This window comes from Plesiomonas sp. PI-19 (assembly GCF_021368255.1).
Lineage (GTDB): Bacteria > Pseudomonadota > Gammaproteobacteria > Enterobacterales > CAMTGL01 > Plesiomonas > Plesiomonas shigelloides.
This window is the reverse complement of record NZ_JAJNMQ010000001.1, coordinates 168,748-188,197: the sequence shown is the minus strand read 5'-3', so window position 1 is coordinate 188,197 and position 19,450 is coordinate 168,748. Positions and strand designations below refer to the sequence as shown.

The following is a 19,450-nucleotide window of genomic DNA, read 5'->3' as shown; positions in this document are numbered from 1 at the left end:
TTCGAGAAACCCACAGCGCCAATCTGATAATTACGCGTTGTTTTTCGGCGCGAGCATTTTTTCGATATCATGCAGCAAGGTGTGCAGCATCGCGGTATCGCGCTGAGCCAACATCCCCAAGCGCTGATCCAGCCAATCGGCCAGTTTCTGATCGTCGGCCACCTGCAAGGTTTGCAGTAAACGCTCGACGCGGGCGCGTAAGGCGGTTAACTGCCCCGCATCGGTCGGGGTTTCTTGCTCTTGCTGCAACTGATTTAACTGCGACAACTGATAGCAGTACACCATCACCGCCTGTCCCAAATTCAATGAGGGATAATCGGCCTGCATCGGCACGCAGGTCAGGATATCGGCCAGTTCTAACTCGTCATTGGTCAGGCCGGAGTCTTCCCGCCCGAAAACCAGTGCTGCGGAGCCCATCCACTGCTGCTTTTCTTGCAGTTGCGTCAGCACTTCAGCGGGGGTCGCGTAATAATTGAAGCGACCGCGCTCACGCGCCGTGGTTGCTACCACCAATTCCACATCCGCCACCGCGTCGGCCAGCGTGGCATACGTACTAGCCTCGGCAAGGATTTCTTGCGAGCCATGCGCAACCCATCCGGCCGCCGGCTGACGATGGGCATCACTGTTCACGATGCGCAGTGAGCTAAACCCCATGGTTTTCATCGCCCGTGCTGCCGCACCCACATTTTCTGCCCGCGCGGGCTCTACCAGTACGATATGAAACTGCATTGTTTTGTTCCTGATTCATTCACCGCCGGCAACTGTAACGAGTTTAGCCAGAAATGCAATTTCCCCCAGTTGCGCATTGGTTAAAAGATCGCCATAGTGAATCCATGCAGTGCATATATTCACCTAAATAAAAGCACGGACGATCGCCCGCAATGAGCCAGCACCGCGATGCGACATCAGCTGGTCAGAGAACAGATCGCAACAGGCAGAAGGAATGGCATGATGACCTCGGCACTGGAACACCTGATCGCGCATACGATCCTGCAAGGATTCGATGCCCAATACGGACGCTTTTTAGAGATCACCGCCGGTGCCCAGCAGCGCTTCGAACAAGCCCAATGGGCCGCGGTGCAAGACGCCATGAAGCAGCGGATCAATTTGTACGATCATCATGTCACCTTGGCCGTCGCTCAGCTCAAAAGCATGACCGGCAACCTGTATACCGATGCTCACTTTGTGATGCGGGTCAAACGTGCCTACGAAGATTTGCTGCACGACTATCCGCGCTATGAAATTGCTGAAAGTTTCTTTAACTCGGTGTATTGCCGCATCTTCTCGCACCGCAACCTCAATCCGCATAAGCTGTTTGTGTTTAGCTCACAACCGGCGCGCTTTGATCTGCCGCAGCGCCCATTAGACAAAAGCTATCCACTGACCGAACAGTCAGGCGCTAGCGTCAGCACGCGCCTTGAACAGGCATTGGCGCAATTGCTGAATGACACCCCGTTTACCCTGCCATGGGAAAACCTCACGCGGGATATCGAGCAGCTGCAGCGCCGGCTGCGCGCACGTTTTCGTGAAGAGGCGCTAGCACAAGCCAGTCTGACCATGCTGCGCGAACCTTTCTTTCGCAATAAAGCCGCTTACCTGATTGGCCGCATTGAATGGCCGGATGCGCCGCCCACGCCCCTCATCCTGCCGATTCACCATAACGAAGCCAGCGGGATATTTGTGGATACCTGCCTGACCGAGTTTGACGAAGCCAGCATTGTGTTTGGTTTTGCCCGCTCTTACTTCATGGTGTATGCCCCCGTGCCTTCTGCGGTTGTGCGCTGGTTACACACCATTTTGCCAGGCAAAAGCCACGCTGAGTTGTACACCGCCATCGGCTGTCAGAAGCACGGGAAAACCGAGTTTTACCGCGAATATCTGCACCATCTGGAGCACTCGGACGATCCTTTTATCATCGCCCCCGGCGTGAAAGGGATGGTGATGCTGGTGTTTACCCTACCCTCCTATGACACGGTGTTTAAGGTGATTAAAGATCAGTTTGCACCGCAAAAAGAGATGAACCGCGAGATGGTAAAAGCCAAGTACCGCTTGGTAAAAGAGCACGATCGGGTCGGGCGGATGGCAGATACCCAAGAGTATGAGAACTTTATCCTGCCACGCGATCGGGTCTGCAGCGAGCTGCTGGATGAGCTGCGCCGTGAAGCGCCTTCGCAGTTGGAGGAAAACGGTGACCAGCTGATTATCCGCCACCTGTACATGGAGCGACGCATGACGCCGCTGAACCTCTATCTGGAGCAGGCCAATGACGAGCAACTGCGCGCCGTCATTGAAGAGTATGGCAGCGCCATCAAACAACTGGCCGCCGCCAACATCTTTCCCGGCGATATGCTGTTCAAAAATTTCGGCGTCACCCGTCACGGTCGCGTGGTGTTTTATGATTACGATGAAATTAACTACATGACGGAGATGAATTTTCGCGAAATCCCCCCACCACGCTATCCGGAGGATGAGATGTCGGCTGAGCCGTGGTACAGCGTCGGGCCGAACGATATTTTCCCTGAGGAATTCCGTACGTTCTTGTGTATCAACCCCCAGATTCGCCAGATCTTTGAAGAACTGCATGGGGATCTGTTTGAAGCGCGTTACTGGCGAGAGATCCAAGATAAGATCCGCCACGGCCACATTGAAGACGTCTTTCCTTATCGCAGAAAGTTACGCTTCTCGCGAAATTAAAAAAGTTCCGCTATTAAACGGATATTTTGTCATTTTTTAGCCATACTGAGAGACACGCAGCAAACCGGCGTGGTAAAAGCGGACACACTATTGGCGCACGGTTTTCGTGCGAGTCTTTGGCTATTTACATGAATAGTCGTTATACGCCACAGGGAGAGGCTATGTTGTCATTGTCATCATTGCTGCTACACGGCCGCCACGCCAATCCTCTTCGCGTGATGCGACTCTCCCTGCGCCAAGCGTTATTGGCAAGCGTGAGTGCCACTTTACTGCTGAGCACGCCAGCGCATGCGCTGTCGATGGCCGATATCTCGGTGCGTCCGTATTTTGATGCCGGTAACGAAATGACTGCCTTTGATGAATGGCACGTGGCCAGTGGCGTCAGCGTCAGCATTACCCCGGAATGGCAATGGTTTATTGCCAACCAAGTCGGTACCTCGCAAACCGCCGCGCAAGCCTATAATGGCGGAGATACCGGCGCGGCCAACAGTAATGGGGTGGTCAGTGGGGTAAGCTATCAATGGAGTCAGAATCTGCGCTTGGAAAGTCGTATTGGCCGCGAAAATCGCCCCAATGCCCAACAAAGCAGCATTGCCTTTGGTAGCGCCTTGAGCCTGACCCGCTCTTTGGCCGTCAAAGCGGGGATGAATGTGCAAACCACCACCTTACCAAGCAATCCGCAAACCGATGTGCAGCTCGGTCTCGGTCTGGGCGTAACTTTTTAAACGCCATCTCGATAAACATCCACGCGTAAAACCTTATGTATCAAACAAATCAGTGAGCACCTAGCAATCTTGGCGGCTCACTGACTGTAAGTTGTGGGTTGTGGATGGTAGGGTGTGGTTGCGGATGCGCGTTATAACGTCGGATCGGTATTGCTTGGCGGATTAGCCGCTTGCATACAAGGCAAACAGCGCAAATTCAGCTCTTCACGGGCAATGGCAATGCCGTTCAAATCTGCATACAGCCAATCGCCGGGATGAATGCGGATCCCCTGAATCTCCACGCTGATGCCCAGCTCGCCCAAGCCTCGTTTATCGGTTTTCACAGGACAAGCTCCGAGCGCTTGGATCCCCAAAGGCAACTGCGCCAGCTCCCCCACATCACGCACTGCGCCAAACACCACAATACCGGCCCAGCCATTGGCAACCGCTTTGTGCGCCAGCTGATCGCCTAACAAGGCGCGGCGCAATGAACCCGCCCCGTCGACCACCAGCACCTGTCCATAGCCAGGTTTAGCCACCAAATCACGCACCAGTGAGTTATCTTCCGGGCAACGCACGGTCACCACAGGGCCAAAAAAGATGGCGCGCCCGCCATAAGAGCGAAACCACGGCGGTAACACAGTCAGTGACTCAGCGTACACATCGCATAAATCAGGTAAAAGATCCAACATCGTCCGATCCTTCTGTTATCCATCATCTAAACTTTATTAACATACGCGATCTTTTTGGCTAAATCTGTGTGCCGCTCCACTGGCGGCAAAAATCCCTGTTAACAATTAACTGATAATCCGCACAGATCGATAAACAGTTTATTGATAAATAATGATATTTTATAAAACATTGCAGCCAGTAGCAGACAGATCGGCTAAACTTGACATATATCAAGCAAATTTACGTTATTTCAACTAGTCTGACATAGCCCATTGTTATAAGGCTGTTACATAGATAGAATATTGCGCACCTAGAAGGTATCCTGCCATTAAGAGTCATTGACGACATCTGCGGTGTTACGGCGAGCATCAGTGCCGCATCGCTCCTAAGGAAGGCGCAAGCAGTTGAATTCTACGTTAATTCCTGTGCATTGATTCGTAAACACTTACCGATAAAATATGTTAAGTTTTAATGCACAACATTGCACAACAAGATTCATATTTTTGGTATTGTCTTAGGTAGCATACATGCAAACCCCGCACATTTTGATCGTCGAAGACGAGCTGGTCACTCGCAACACTCTGAAAAGTATTTTTGAGGCCGAAGGCTATATCGTTCACGAAGCCAACGACGGCACCGAAATGCATCAGATGCTGTCTGACCACGATATCAGCCTGGTCATTATGGATATCAACCTGCCGGGCAAAAATGGCTTACTGCTGGCGCGCGAACTGCGTGAGCAGGCCAATATCGCACTGATGTTCCTGACCGGACGTGATAATGAAGTCGATAAGATTCTGGGTCTGGAAATCGGCGCTGATGACTACATCACCAAGCCATTTAACCCACGCGAGTTAACTATTCGTGCCCGTAACCTGCTGTCTCGTACCATGAACATCGGTGGTGGCAGCGAAGAGCGTCGTCTGGTGGAAGAGTACTGCTTTAACGGCTGGACTCTGGACATCAACAGCCGTTCTCTGGTTAGCCCGGCTGGCGAGCAGTTCAAACTGCCACGCAGTGAATTCCGTGCCATGCTGCACTTCTGTGAAAACCCGGGCAAGATTCAGTCGCGTGCCGAGCTGCTGAAGAAAATGACCGGTCGTGAACTGAAGCCGCATGATCGCACCGTTGACGTAACTATCCGCCGTATTCGTAAGCACTTCGAATCCGTGGCAGATACGCCGGAAATCATTGCCACCATTCACGGTGAAGGTTACCGCTTCTGCGGCGAGCTGGAAGAGTAATTCCACGCCTACGTAATTGACCAACAAAAACAGGGCCATCGGCCCTGTTTTTTTATTGCGCATTTTTTAACTACATATAGCGATACTACATATCGCCCACTACATTTTTTACTGCATCTTGTTGGCTGCATATCGCTAGTGTGTTGGTTAACCTTAACCGACCCATATACTTAGCGCGGCTTTTTGCCCTGCTCTGCGGGCGTTTGGCTTTGCAGCCAGCCGCGCAGTAACTGCACGTCATTACGCCACTCACGATGGATCTCATCCACCCAATCCGCCACATTGTCCCACCACGCCGGCAGATCCGGTGATTGTGCCTGCTGCGCCAATTGCTGAATATGTTTAAGCCCCACTGAACCTGCGGCGCCTTTGATCTTGTGCGCTTCCGACACAATGCCTTTTTGATCCTTGGCGGTCATGTTGGAGTCGAGGATCGCCAGATAATCTGGCATCACCTTCTCAAACAAGTCCAGATTGCTCAGCATCAAGGTTGGCCCCACCAACTCCAGATATTGCTCGAGCATGGTCAGATCTAACAAGGCCGACGGTGCCGGCGCGGCTTTGTCATCGGCTGTCGGCGTTGGCTGCGGAGCACTGACTGGCAGCTCTGCTGGCTGCGGTAACTGACGTTGCAACATCGCCTGCAGCGCCTGTACTGACAGCGGCTTACTCAGCGCATCATCCATCCCACCAATCAAGTATTCGCTCTTGTCTTTCAAGACATTAGCGGTCAAGGCCACCAATGGCGGCAACTGGGTATAGGTTTCACGCCAGCGCCGAGCGATATCAAAACCGGTCATATCCGGCAGCTGAATATCCAGCAACACCAAGTCATAACGCGATGGATCAAACAGTGAAAACGCGTCGGCGCCGGTCATCGCCACATCCAGTGTGTGTCCCAACTTTTGCAGTACCGAGCGCGCCACAATGACGTTCAGCTCAATATCTTCGACCAGCAGAATGTGCAATGGCCGTTGCACACACTCCGCCACCGGTGCATCTTCCGGCTGCGCCGCCGCCAGCTCACGCACGGTGACAGTCAGGGTAAAGCAAGTACCCTTGCCTTCTTCACTGGTGACTTGAATATCACCGCCCATCATCTGCGCCAACTTGCGAGATACCGCCAATCCAATGCCGGTACCGGTTGGATTAAGCCGCCCATCTTGGCCTTTGACCTGATAGTACATGGCGAAAATCTTATCCAACTCGGCAGCCGGAATACCAATGCCGGTATCCTGCACCGCAAACGACAAGCGGGTTTGCGCCGCGTCCCGCTCGGCATGCACGCTGACAGTCACCCCCCCTTCGCGGGTAAATTTCATCGCGTTGCCCACCAGATTCCACAGGATCTGACGCAAGCGGGTGCCATCGGCCTCAATGCAATCCGGTAATGGTTCATGCCGGATCAACTGGAATTTCAGCCCTTTTTGTTCAGCCTGCAAACCGGAGAGGTTTTCCAGATCGCTTAATAAGCCGGTGAAGTCGACCGGTTTAGCGGCCACATCCAGACGACGACGATCGAGTTTGTCCATATCGATGATGTCATTGAAGATATGACCTAAGGTGATCGCACTTAAGTGAATGGTTTTCAGATATTTTTGCTGCTCCGGACTCAACTCGGTATCCAGCAAGATCCGACTAAGACCCACAATCCCGTTCAGCGGGGTACGCAGCTCATGACTGATTGTAGAGATAAAGGTGGTCTTATCGCGGCTGGCTTTTTCTTGCGCCTCTTGATAACGCTTACGTTCGGTAATATCGCGCCCGAAGCCCATCAGGCCGCAGCGCACGCCATTACGGTCATAAAACGGGACTTTACGCAGCTCGAAACAGGCTTTGCGCCCATCGGGATAATCCAGCCACAGCTCATAAGTCAGCGGCATATTGTGCTGGAACACATTGGTATCGGTTTCCACCACTTTGGCCGCGATATCTTTGCTGTACACCTCCCATGCCGTCAGACCAATTAGCTGCTTTTCACTCTTACCGGTGAGCAGCTCCATCGCCCGATTACAACCAGAGAACTGGCCATTTTCGTTGCGGTAATACACCAGATCGGGGGAGGCATCGAGAAACGAGCGTAACAGCGCACTTTGCTGGGCCAACTGGATTTGCGCCTGTTCACGCTCGAACACTTCGTTTTCCAGATCTTCAATGGCCAGCTGCCGCGCATGCTCAGCCTTGCAGCGCTCTTCGTTTTCGAGGCTCAGCTGCTGGATTTTTTCTTGCAACTGGGCATTTAGCTGCAAGTCACGCGCACGCATCTCTTCGAGCTTACTGACCAACGCTGACAAACGCTGGCGCGACTCTTCTTGCTGCTCAACTACCACCGATAAAAAGTACACCGCCCACGGGGTGATCAGCAGCCCGAAAAAAACCGAGCGCACCACATCGATGCCATGCACCTGCCCTTGTAAAAACAAGGTGACCCCGATTTGCACCAACAAGGCCAGCGCCACCAGCGCGGTTGCCAGCAACAGCGAAAACCGGACAATGCCCAGCTTCACCATCAAATCCACATAATATTGCGCAAGCAGCTTGATCCGGTTCATACCGCCGATCCGTTTTTTTAAAATGATATCCTAGGGCGGTATCTTACTGTGTGTCGTCCTGCAGCTCCACCTTGACGCTGTGGGCTGTTTCACCGGTCACACAGATCCGGTTACGACCGAGGGATTTAGCCTGATACAGAGCCAAATCGGCCTGTTGCACCAGCTCGCTACAATGCACCAGTGGTGAGGGCTGCATCGCGGCAATGCCAATACTGCAAGTGAGGTGGCCGTTGATATCCGACGCCGAATGTGGAATATCCGCTTGACGCAAATTGATCTGGATACGGCGCGCCACTTCTTCTGCACCACGCTCATCAGTTTCCGGCAACAAGATCACAAACTCCTCGCCACCGTAACGCGCCACCAGATCTTGCGGTCGCCACAGTGAGTGAGTAAGCACTTCGGCAAACGCCTGCAAGCCGCAGTCGCCTTGCTGATGGCCATAGCGATCGTTGTAAGCTTTGAAATAATCGATATCAATCAACAGCAGTGCCAGCGAGCGCTGATTACGTTGATGGGTACGCCACTGCTGATGTAGCTGCTCTTCAAAATGACGCCGATTGGCAATGCGGGTCACACAATCGAAATAGCTTAAGGTGTGCAGATCCATAATCGCATCGGCCAATTGCTGCTCGGTGCGCTTACGCTCCGTAATATCGCGCCCCACAATCAGCACCGCACGCTCCGCGTATTCTGGGCCGTTACAGGGTGATTTGGTGATCTCCAACCAGCGCACCGTGCCATCGGGGGTGCTGAAGTAGTCCTCATAACACACCGGCAGGCCACTATTGAGCACTTGCTGCTCTTGTGACGCCCAAAACGCCACCCGATCTTCAGCGCTCCACGCCACAGGCCGAGTACCACAAATCTGCGCTACCGTGCACTGCGGCCCACCGAGCATATGGGCAAAAGCTTGATTGCAGGTGAGATAAACGCCGCGCTCGCTGATCACCGCCACCGGATCGGGGCTGGCATCAAACAGCTGTTGCATCAGGCGTCCAGAGTGACGGTAGGGCTGGCTACGCCAGCGGTAGCGACAACGCTCCCAGCAAACATAGCCCGTCAATACGCCGGCCGGACGATGCCGCGAGGCACGCATTCCCAACAGGAGCAGGGTTAACCCCAGTCCTCCTAGGATAACCCCTAACATAAACAGTGCAGAGATGGTCATTCACGTACCGGCAATTGATGAAAAGTCGTATAAATAAGCAGCGAAACGTCCCACTTTACCCGATTAATTGAAAAGGGGAACCTAAAGCCGAACCTTGCGCGCCTCTTTGCGCCAAAATGCGATTTATCTCTACCATTCCCGTCCAGCGGTTTTCACACCACAGCGGCGCTAACAGCGTCGGACGGCGCGCACTGGCCGACACCCGATGATAAATAATCTCTGCCGGCGTGTGGCGGATCATCTCCGCGGCGATATCCACATAAGGCTCCAGCTCAATCGCCTGCTGCCGCCCCGCTTCCCACGCTTTCGCCATGGTGCTACCGGTGACAATGTGCAGTGGATGTAACTTGATCCCATCCGTACCGGCAGCGACAACCTGCGCCAAGGTTTGCAAGCAATCTTCTTTGTCTTCGCCCGGCAAGCCAACAATCAGGTGAGTACACACTTTCAGGTTACGCGCCCGCGCCGCTTGGGCCGTTTTGACATAACACGCAAAATCATGCCCACGGTTGATGCGTTTTAAGGTGCGATCCTGCGCCGATTGCAGCCCCAGCTCCAACCAGACTTCATAGCCTTGCTGCTGATAACCGGCCAATAAATCCAACACCGCATCAGAGACACAATCAGGCCGCGTACCGACACACAACCCTACGATATCCGCCTGCTGCAGCGCCTCTTCATACATTCTTTTCAGCAAGCATAATTCGGAATAGGTGCTGGTATACGCCTGAAAATAGGCCAAATAACGACGCGCACGGTGAATTTTAGTCGACTGTTCAGCAATTTGCTCAGTAATGCTTTTATATTGCGCATTTTCATCGGAAAACGAGGCCACATTACAAAAGGTGCAGCCACCACGCCCCAACGTACCGTCGCGGTTCGGACAACTAAAGCCGCCATGCAGGGTCAGTTTGTGGATTTTCTCCCCGTAGCGGCGGTGTAAATCGCTGCCAAACATATTTACCAGTTCATTCAGTTGCATCAGCGTCTATATTCCACGATCGAAACCATTCAGATTACAGTGTTGCGCAACCTCCGATCCTGACTCGGATCAAAGCCTTGCCCAACCTGACATTGACTCATTTTTATGACGCACTCATCCCGCCCAAGATCTCTGCCCCCGAGCAAGAATAAATAACGAATAATTGTTCATAATCATGCAGTGCGCCGTACGCGGTTTATGCTCCGCGCTATCCATAAAGAACGACGTTCTGACCTGTTTTTTATTTTACAACAGGATAGAAAAACAGAGCGAAATTTTACCTGTCACCCCCACCACCCACGAATTACTGGCCTAGTGGCCAGAAAAACTCACGCCGTGCTACCGCAAGCCCAATCGACAGAACAGCCGTTTGCCGCCTAATTTGTGCAACTAGCTTAATAACTCGATGAATACTAAGTAAAAATAGTCTGTTGTATCGCGAAATTAGATGTTGCTGACCAATTACAGAATGTTTGACCTATGTAACATTTATCGCTAATTTGGGAAGTCGGCTGGAAGCTGTGAGGTGAGCATGGAGCTCACCGGATTTATGCAAATAATTTGTCGTTCGGTACAGGCAAGGGAGGAAGGCAATCATGCTGTACGATTCATCCCAGGAAAGGGATAACTGTGGCTTCGGGCTGATCGCCCATATCGAGGGTGAACCCAGCCACAAAGTGGTACGTACCGCTATTCATGCGTTAGCCAGAATGCAGCACCGTGGTGCGATTTTAGCCGACGGCAAAACCGGCGATGGCTGCGGCCTGTTGATGCAAAAGCCGGATCGTTTTTTTCGCATGGTGGCCGAAGAGCGCGGTTGGCATCTGGCTAAAAACTACGCGGTCGGCATGCTGTTCCTCAATCCTGACCCTAGCAAAGCGGCCCTTGCTCGGCAAATTACCGAAGAAGAATTACAGCGCGAAACCCTCTCTTTAGTCGGTTGGCGTGTAGTCCCGACCAATCCTGATGTACTGGGTGAAATTGCACTCAGCTCACTGCCGGTGATCGAGCAAGTCTTTGTCAACGCCCCTGCCGGTTGGCGTCCACGCGATGTGGAGCGACGTCTGTTTGTGATGCGTCGGCGCATTGAAAAGCGTCTGCAAGACGACCCACACTTCTATGCCTGTAGCTTCTCTAATCTGGTGAACGTGTACAAAGGGTTGTGCATGCCATCCGATTTGCCACGTTTTTATCTGGATCTGGCCGATTTACGCATGGAATCGGCGATTTGCCTGTTCCACCAACGTTTCTCCACTAATACCGTACCGCGCTGGCCGCTAGCGCAGCCATTTCGTTATCTGGCCCACAACGGTGAGATCAACACCATCACCGGTAACCGCCAATGGGCGCGGGCGCGGGCGTATAAGTTCAACACGCCACTGATCCCCGATCTGCAAAATGCCGCGCCGTTCGTCAACGAAACCGGCTCAGACTCTAGCTCACTGGATAACATGTTGGAGCTGTTTTTAAGCGGCGGGATGGATCCGTTTCGCGCCATGCGCCTGCTGATCCCGCCGGCTTGGCAAAATAACCCCGATATGGACGACGATCTGCGCGCCTTCTACGACTTTAACTCCATGCACATGGAGCCGTGGGATGGTCCTGCAGGGGTGGTGATGAGCGATGGCCGCTACGCCGCCTGTAACCTCGATCGTAACGGCCTGCGTCCGGCGCGTTATGTCATAACCAAAGACAAGCTGATCACCTGCGCATCCGAAATTGGGATCTGGGATTACCAGCCGGATGAAGTGGTAGAAAAAGGCCGTGTTGGCCCTGGCGAGCTGCTGGTGATCGACACCCGCAACGGAAAAATCCTGCACTCACTGGAGATCGATAACGATCTTAAGCAGCGCCATCCTTATAAAGAGTGGATGCAGAAAAACGTTAAACGCCTGATCCCGTTCGAGCAGCTGCCCGACGATCAGGTTGGCAACCGTGATTTTAACAATCAGCAGCTGGCAACCTACCAAAAACTGTTTGGCTACAGCAATGAAGAGCTGGAGCAGATCCTGCAAGTGCTGGGGGAAAACGCGCAAGAAGCGGTCGGCTCCATGGGTGACGATACCCCGTTTGCCGTACTGTCGCGCCAAAGCCGCAGCCTGTATGACTACTTCCGCCAGCAGTTTGCGCAGGTGACCAACCCACCGATCGACCCGCTGCGTGAAGCGCATGTGATGTCACTCTCCACCTCCATTGGTCAGGAGATGAACGTCTTTTGTGAGGCCGAAGGACAAGCGCACCGCGTCAGTTTCAAATCGCCGATCCTGCTGTACTCCGATTTCCATCAGCTGCTGGCGCTCGACACGAAATATTACCGTCACGATGTATTGTCTTTGAGCTTCGATCCGCAGCAGACCGATCTGCAACAGGCCGTGCAAGCCCTCTGCGATCAGGCCGAACAGCTGGTGCGCAGTGGCTGCGTATTACTGGTGCTCTCAGATCGCCAACAACGCGCCGATCACTTACCGATCCCGGCTGCTATGGCGGTCGGTGCGGTGCAAACCCGCTTGGTCAATAACAGTTTACGCTGCGATGCCAACATCTTGGTAGAAACCGCCAGCGCGCGCGATCCACACCATTTTGCAGTGCTGCTCGGGTTTGGCGCCACCGCCATCTACCCGTATCTGGCCTACGAATCACTGGCCAAACTGGTGGATGACGGCGCGATCAACAAGCCGTACCGCACGGTAATGCAAAACTACCGCAACGGGATCAACAAAGGCCTGTACAAGATCATGTCCAAAATGGGCATCTCTACCATTGCCTCTTACCGCTGCTCGAAGCTGTTTGAAGCAGTAGGGATCGGCTCTGACGTGATTGATCTGTGCTTTAGTGGCGTACCTAGCCGCATCGAAGGGGCCAGCTTTGCTGACTTCCAGCAAGACTTGGTCAATCTATCTCGCAAAGCCTGGTTAGTACGTAAACCGCTGGAGCAAGGCGGCCTGCTCAAATACGTTCACGGCAGTGAATACCACGCCTACAACCCTGATGTGGTGCAGACTCTGCAACAAGCCGTGCACTCCGGTGACTACCGTGATTATCGCCGCTATGCCGATTTGGTGAACCAGCGTGCGCCCGCGACCTTACGTGACTTGCTGCAACTGACCCCAAATCCGGCCACATCGGCGGTTGCATTGGAGCACGTCGAGCCGCAAGAAAGCCTGTTCCGCCGTTTTGATACGGCGGCCATGTCAATCGGCGCCTTGAGTCCAGAAGCCCACGAGTCATTGGCGCAAGCCATGAACACCTTGGGCGGATATTCTAACTCCGGTGAAGGTGGTGAAGATCCGGCGCGCTACGGCACCAATAAAGTCTCGCGCATCAAGCAAGTCGCTTCTGGCCGCTTTGGTGTCACTCCGCACTATCTGGTTAACGCCGATGTCATTCAGATTAAAGTAGCTCAAGGCGCCAAGCCGGGCGAAGGCGGTCAGTTACCGGGGGATAAAGTCACCCCGTACATTGCCCGTCTGCGTTACTCCGTCCCCGGCGTGACCCTGATTTCGCCGCCGCCGCACCACGATATTTACTCTATTGAGGATCTGGCGCAGCTGATTTTCGATCTCAAACAGATCAATCCGAAGGCGCTGATTTCGGTCAAGCTGGTCTCTGAGCCGGGCGTTGGCACCATCGCCACCGGCGTTGCCAAAGCCTATGCCGACCTCATCACCATCGCCGGCTATGATGGCGGCACCGGTGCCAGTCCATTGGCGTCGGTTAAATACGCTGGCTGCCCGTGGGAGCTGGGCTTAGTCGAAACGCAACAAGCACTTGTCGCCAATGGCCTGCGCCATAAGATCCGTTTGCAGGTCGATGGCGGACTGAAAACCGGTCTGGATATCATCAAAGCCGCCATTTTGGGCGCCGAAAGCTTTGGCTTTGGTACCGGTCCGATGGTGGCTCTGGGTTGTAAATACCTGCGGATCTGTCACCTGAACAACTGCGCCACCGGCGTGGCAACCCAAGATGAAAAGCTGCGCCGCGACCACTACCACGGCCTGCCAGAACGAGTAATGAATTACTTCCGCTTTATTGCGCAGGAAACTCGTGAGCTGATGGCCGAATTGGGGGTGACCCAGCTGGTCGATTTGATTGGCCGCACCGATTTGCTGACCGAGCTGGACGGCTTTACTGCACGCCAGCAAAAACTGGACTTATCCGCGCTGCTGGCCACCGCTAAGCCACATCCGGGCAAAGCGGTGTACTGCACCGAAGGCAACCCGCCATTTGACCAAGGCGAGCTTAATGCCCGTTTGGTCGCGCAAGCCCAAGAGTGCTTAACCCAGCGTAAGAGCAAGAAATTGTTCTTCGATATCCGCAATACCGATCGCTCGGTTGGCGCACGCTTGTCCGGTGAAATTGCCAACCAGTTTGGTGAAGCCGGCATTGCCAGCGAACCGCTAAAAGTGCAATTCAGCGGTACTGCCGGACAAAGCTTTGGCGTATGGAATGCCCCTGGCGTTGAGCTGTCACTGACCGGTGATGCCAACGACTATGTCGGCAAAGGGATGGCCGGCGGCAAGATTGCCCTGCGCCCACCGATAGGCTCGGCGTTCAAAGCCCACCACGCCACCATCATTGGCAACACCTGCCTGTATGGCGCCACCGGCGGCAAACTGTTCGCTGCGGGCCGCGGCGGGGAGCGTTTTGCCGTGCGTAACTCTGGCGCGATAGCAGTCGTCGAAGGTATTGGCGATAACGGCTGTGAATACATGACCGGCGGCATCATCTGCGTACTGGGTCGTACCGGCGTGAACTTCGGAGCCGGGATGACGGGCGGCTTTGCCTATGTTCTGGATGAACAGGGCGATTTTGCGAAACGGGTTAACCCCGAGCTGGTCGAGCTGCTGGATGTCACCGAGTTGCCTATCCACCAAGAGCACCTGCGCGGTTTGATCACCGAGCACGTGCAGGCCACCGGCTCGGCACGCGGCGAAGAAATTTTGGCGCACTGGGAAAGCTGGGCCGACAAGTTCACGCTGGTGAAACCAAAATCCAGCGATGTTAAAGCATTACTTGGTCACCGTAGCCGCTCTTCGGCGGAACTCCGGGTTCAGGCGCAGTAACAGGGAGAGAGTAAGCCATGAGCCAGAATGTGTATCAGTTTATTGACTTGCAGCGGGTCGATCCGCCGAAAAAACCGCTGAAGATCCGCAAAATTGAGTTTGTTGAGATCTACGAAAACTTTTCCGAATCACAGGTGCATGCCCAAGCCGATCGCTGCTTGGGCTGTGGCAACCCTTATTGTGAGTGGAAATGTCCGGTGCATAACTACATCCCGAATTGGCTCAAGCTGGCCCATGAAGGACGTATTTTGGAAGCGGTGGAATTATCGCACCGCACCAACAGTTTGCCGGAAGTCTGTGGCCGCGTGTGCCCGCAAGACCGTTTGTGTGAAGGAGCCTGCACCCTGAATGACGAGTTCGGGGCGGTGACCATCGGCAACATTGAAAAGTACATCACCGATAAAGCCTTTGAGATGGGCTGGCGACCGGATCTATCCGGCGTGGTGGACACCGGTAAGAAAGTGGCGGTAATTGGCGCCGGCCCAGCCGGACTTGCCTGCGCTGACGTATTGGTGCGTAACGGCGTGAAACCGGTGGTGTTCGATCGCCATCCAGAAATTGGTGGCCTGCTGACCTTCGGCATCCCGGCCTTCAAGCTGGAAAAAGAGGTCATGATCCGCCGGCGCGAAGTGTTCAGTGAAATGGGCGTCGAGTTTCGCCTGAACACCGAAATTGGCAAGGATCTGGCGTTCACCGAATTGCTGTCTGAGTTTGATGCTGTCTTTTTAGGCGTAGGCACCTACCGTAACATGCGCGGTGGCTTGGAAAACGAAGACGCCGCCGGGGTGTACGATGCGCTGCCCTACCTGATTGCCAATACCAACCGTTTGATGGCCTTTGAGCGTCAAGCGGATGAGTATATCGACATGGCCGGTAAAAAAGTGGTGGTGCTCGGTGGTGGTGATACCGCGATGGACTGCGTGCGTACGGCGATCCGCCAAGGGGCAGCCCATGTGGTGTGTGCTTACCGCCGCGATGAAAGCAATATGCCCGGTTCACGCCGCGAAGTGAAAAACGCCCGTGAAGAAGGGGTGGAGTTCATGTTCAACCTGCAGCCACTGGGGATTGCCCTCGATGCCCATGGCCGCGCGTGTGGCGTGAAAGTCGTGCGTACGGAGCTCGGCGCGCCCGATGCACAAGGCCGTCGCAGCCCCCAAGTGGTGGCCGGCTCTGAGCATGTCCTACCCGCCGATGCGGTGATCATGGCGTTTGGTTTCCAATCACACGCCATGCCATGGCTCGAGACCTGTGATGTCGAACTCGATGGCAAAGGGCGAATTGTCGCGCCGGCCGAGCGTGAGTTCGCCTTCCAAACCAGCCATGCCAAGATTTTCGCAGGCGGGGATGCCGTGCGCGGCTCCGATCTGGTGGTCACCGCGATTGCCGAAGGTCGTCAGGCGGCAGAAGGGATCATGAACTATCTGGGCTGTTAATCCGCGCAGTGCGCTACGCCTGAGTTAAGTTACATTAAGTTATCCGCTCGCGTCGCAGGCCATCATTAACCGGCTCGCGAATGCACTCTCCACGGCCAACCGGCATCAAGTTTTTGCTCGGTTGGCCGTTATCTTTGCAACGCCGTTTCTATACCAATTCTACACATACGCGATACCAACAGGATTGCCGCCTTTATTCGGCTGGCGCGGTCATGACAAGCATGCCGGCTCGCAGATGCTTCATGCTAGACTAGGCATCACTGAAATGCTGCGATTGGCGGTTAAGCCGCTTCGCAGTGCGTGTTTTCTTTTTTTGCAGGCCCGATCCCATGAAAGTAGGCATTATTGGCGCAATGGAGCAGGAAGTCGCCATCCTGCGTGACCAAATCAGCAATCTGCAGGTGTTCAAACGCGCCGGTTGCGAAATTTACAGCGGTACTCTGCACGGTACTGATGTGGCGCTGCTCAAGTCCGGCATCGGTAAAGTGGCCGTGGCACTCGGCACCACCTTACTGATTGAACATTTTGCCCCAGATGTCATCATCAATACCGGCTCGGCCGGTGGTCTGGATAGCCGCCTGAACGTCGGTGATATCGTTGTCTCCAGCGAAGTGCGCTACCACGATGCCGATGTCACCGCTTTTGGTTATGCCTATGGCCAACTGCCTGGTTGCCCGGAAGCCTTTGCTGCTGATCCTAAGCTGATCAACGTAGCAGAAAGCTGCATTCGCAGCGCCGGTCTGAACGCGGTACAAGGCCTGATCTGTAGCGGTGATGCGTTTGTACACGGCGCGGATAATCTGGCTCGCATCCAACAAAACTTCCCGCAAATTGCCGCAGTGGAAATGGAAGCCGCTGGCGTTGCCCATGTGTGTAACCAGTACCAACTGCCATTTGTGGTGGTGCGTGCCATTTCGGATGTGGCCGATAAAGAAGCCAGCATGAGCTTTGAAGAGTTCCTGCCGGTCGCCGCCCAGCAATCATCGGTCATCGTGGCCGCGATGCTCAAGCAACTGAACACCTACTAATCGTCCACCACGGAGCCTGACGTGATCCAGCCTGCTGTTACTGAACTCAACTTCCGAGAACTGGCTTTCTGGTATCCGCTGCTGGCGTTGTGGGGCGGCGTGCTACTGCACCTGCTGCTGCCACAACCGGCGCGCGCATTGCGTCAGGGGTGGACTCTGCTGGCCAGCCGCTTGCTGGCCCGCATGCTACACGCGAAAAACCCGCCCGCTCAGCAGCGCCTATCCGGTGCGCTGAGCTGGTTATTGCTGCTGTTACCCCTGCTGATTTTATTACCGGCGCTGCAGATTTTGGCCTGGTCCGAACCGGTGTTTGATGCCGTGCTGCTCTGGCTGGCATTCAGTTGGGCGGCTTTATGGCCGGATAACCAACGTTTTGCCCGCGCACTACAAGGTGAACAAAAACATCTGGCGCGCACCATCTTAGACGAACAAGTGCAACGTGATACCACCGAGCTTTCCCTGCTCGGGTTAGGTAAAGCCGGTGCGGAAACCCTGTTGATGGGCTATTTGCGCGGCTTAATTCATGTCCTATTTTGGTATCTGCTGGCCGGAGGCTGTGGCGCGCTGTTTTATCGCTGCTGCGAACTGACCGCGCGCTGCTGGTCGCCGGCACAACCGAAAAATCACGCCTTCGGCCTCTTTGCCGCCCGCATGCAAAGCGTACTGGAGTTGCCGGGCAATCTGTTGTTATTGCTGCTGCTGCTCCCTGGGCGTCATCTGCGCCAACGCTGGCAACGCATGCAAATACAAGCCAAAGGCTGGAGCCACTGGCTCACCGGCGCTCTGTATACCCAAGTCGGTTTACGTTTGGATATCGCGATGGGTGGACCGGTACGCTATCAAGGCATACGTGTAGGACGACCAACGCTAGGCGGCAGTCGACCGGTACACAGCCGTGACCTGTACCGACTAGCACGCGATTTAAACCTGTATGCGTTTATCCTGTTATTGCTAAGCTCGGCCGGAGTGCTGCTGCGATGAAAAAGACGCTGACATCACGCTTATACCGCGTCTTATCTCGCTCGTTAGCGCTGTGTCTGCTGCTTGTAAGCTGCAACCTGCTAGCGGCGGCACAACGGGTGATCTCCCTTTCGCCCTCTACCACCGAATTAGCCTACGCCGCCGGCATGGGCGAGCAGATGGTGGCCGCCAGTAGCTATTCCGATTACCCTGCCGCTGCGCAACAACTCGAGCGGGTTGCCGATCACCGCGGGATCAATGTCGAGCGGATCTTACTGCTAAAGCCAGATCTGGTGTTGGCATGGAAAGGCGGGAATCCCACGCGCCCACTGCAACAGCTCGAGCAACTGGGGATCCCGGTATTTTATGCAGACCCTCGCCGCTTGGACGATCTGGCCATTGAGCTAGATCAGCTCGCCGCCTACAGTGCCCATCCAGACGAAGCGCGTGCCAACGCCCAAGCGCTGCGCCAGCAATTCAGCACTCTGCAGCGTACCTATCAACGTCAAACGCCCATTCCAGTATTTATCCAATACGGCACGCAAGCGATGTTTACCCCCGGCGTCGATACCCTGCAATCGCAAATCGTCAGCCTGTGCGGGGGTAAAAATATCTTTGCCGATAGTGGCCTGAGCTGGCCAAAAATCAGCCGTGAGCAAGTTCTGCTGCGTAAGCCACACGCCATTATCGTGCCCGGCAATGCCGAAACGGTGGCTGAAGTTCGCCGCTACTGGCAAGGAATGTTAGACGTGCCTGTTATCGCCGTGGAGGAGAGTTTGTTAAGCCGCAGCGGGCCACGTATGCTGCAAGGCGCACAGCACATTTGCACCGCACTGGCGAAACTCTCACCTGCGTCATAATTCAGTAAAAAGCCCGTTGCCAGCAGGCCGCTAAACGCTACAATCGCCGGCGTTTTAAAACTGACTGACTCTGAGGGCTTTCCATCA

At 54.5% G+C, this 19,450-nt stretch carries 13 protein-coding genes; 8 read left to right on the top strand and 5 right to left on the bottom strand.

All coding sequences use genetic code 11. The features are described from left to right. Window positions 1–30 precede the first annotated feature (30 nt). On the bottom strand, window positions 31–729 hold the full coding sequence (locus LQ901_RS00860; RefSeq protein ID WP_116546219.1) for a tRNA/rRNA methyltransferase: 699 nt from the start codon (window positions 727–729) through the stop codon (window positions 31–33). Between the two features lie 222 nt (window positions 730–951). Between LQ901_RS00860 and aceK the strand changes: the two genes are divergently transcribed. Next, entirely contained in the window at window positions 952–2,694 is a 1,743-nt protein-coding gene (gene aceK / locus LQ901_RS00855; protein WP_064978205.1) for a bifunctional isocitrate dehydrogenase kinase/phosphatase, read from the top strand. A 128-nt stretch (window positions 2,695–2,822) separates the two neighbouring features. Next, the gene (locus LQ901_RS00850) at window positions 2,823–3,419 is read left to right on the top strand and encodes a hypothetical protein (protein WP_133240545.1); all 597 of its coding nucleotides are present in this window, start codon (window positions 2,823–2,825) and stop codon (window positions 3,417–3,419) included. A gap of 131 nt (window positions 3,420–3,550) precedes the next feature. Here the strand turns inward: LQ901_RS00850 and LQ901_RS00845 are convergent, their stop codons facing one another. After that, window positions 3,551–4,090, bottom strand: coding sequence for a putative 4-hydroxy-4-methyl-2-oxoglutarate aldolase (locus LQ901_RS00845; RefSeq protein WP_064978206.1), 540 nt, complete (start codon window positions 4,088–4,090; stop codon window positions 3,551–3,553). A 507-nt stretch (window positions 4,091–4,597) separates the two neighbouring features. Here LQ901_RS00845 and arcA point away from each other — a divergent pair. Next, entirely contained in the window at window positions 4,598–5,314 is a 717-nt protein-coding gene (gene arcA, locus LQ901_RS00840) for a two-component system response regulator ArcA (RefSeq protein ID WP_010864665.1), read from the top strand. Between the two features lie 170 nt (window positions 5,315–5,484). On the opposite strand, the gene arcB is transcribed toward arcA, so the two are convergent. Genes arcB through LQ901_RS00825 form a run of 3 tightly spaced genes read right to left on the bottom strand, consistent with a single transcriptional unit; the run spans window position 5,485 to window position 10,019 of the window. Continuing rightward, window positions 5,485–7,866 carry an aerobic respiration two-component sensor histidine kinase ArcB gene (gene arcB, locus LQ901_RS00835; protein WP_064978208.1) on the bottom strand — a complete coding sequence of 794 codons (2,382 nt, stop codon included), beginning with the start codon at window positions 7,864–7,866 and terminating at the stop codon, window positions 5,485–5,487. A 43-nt stretch (window positions 7,867–7,909) separates the two neighbouring features. Then, window positions 7,910–9,037 (bottom strand): diguanylate cyclase domain-containing protein, encoded by a 1,128-nt coding sequence (locus LQ901_RS00830; protein ID WP_233671913.1) that lies wholly within the window; start codon window positions 9,035–9,037, stop codon window positions 7,910–7,912. 55 nt (window positions 9,038–9,092) lie between these two features. Next, window positions 9,093–10,019 carry a TIGR01212 family radical SAM protein gene (locus LQ901_RS00825; RefSeq protein WP_047706795.1) on the bottom strand — a complete coding sequence of 309 codons (927 nt, stop codon included), beginning with the start codon at window positions 10,017–10,019 and terminating at the stop codon, window positions 9,093–9,095. Between the two features lie 596 nt (window positions 10,020–10,615). On the opposite strand from LQ901_RS00825, the gene gltB reads away from it, so the two are divergent. The 5 genes from gltB to btuF all read left to right on the top strand — a co-directional run bounded on the left by gltB (window position 10,616) and on the right by btuF (window position 19,363). Next, entirely contained in the window at window positions 10,616–15,082 is a 4,467-nt protein-coding gene (gene gltB, locus LQ901_RS00820; protein WP_233671912.1) for a glutamate synthase large subunit, read from the top strand. 17 nt (window positions 15,083–15,099) lie between these two features. Further along, window positions 15,100–16,515, top strand: coding sequence for an FAD-dependent oxidoreductase (locus LQ901_RS00815; protein ID WP_233671911.1), 1,416 nt, complete (start codon window positions 15,100–15,102; stop codon window positions 16,513–16,515). A gap of 329 nt (window positions 16,516–16,844) precedes the next feature. Continuing rightward, window positions 16,845–17,543, top strand: a complete 699-nt coding sequence (gene mtnN / locus LQ901_RS00810; RefSeq protein ID WP_233671910.1) for a 5'-methylthioadenosine/S-adenosylhomocysteine nucleosidase — start codon at window positions 16,845–16,847, stop codon at window positions 17,541–17,543. 21 nt (window positions 17,544–17,564) lie between these two features. Beyond that, entirely contained in the window at window positions 17,565–18,524 is a 960-nt protein-coding gene (locus tag LQ901_RS00805; RefSeq protein ID WP_064978212.1) for a cobalamin biosynthesis protein, read from the top strand. Then, window positions 18,521–19,363 (top strand): vitamin B12 ABC transporter substrate-binding protein BtuF, encoded by an 843-nt coding sequence (btuF, locus tag LQ901_RS00800; protein WP_233671909.1) that lies wholly within the window; start codon window positions 18,521–18,523, stop codon window positions 19,361–19,363. Before LQ901_RS00805 ends, btuF begins: the two co-directional genes overlap by 4 nt. The last annotated feature ends 87 nt before the right edge of the window (window positions 19,364–19,450 follow it).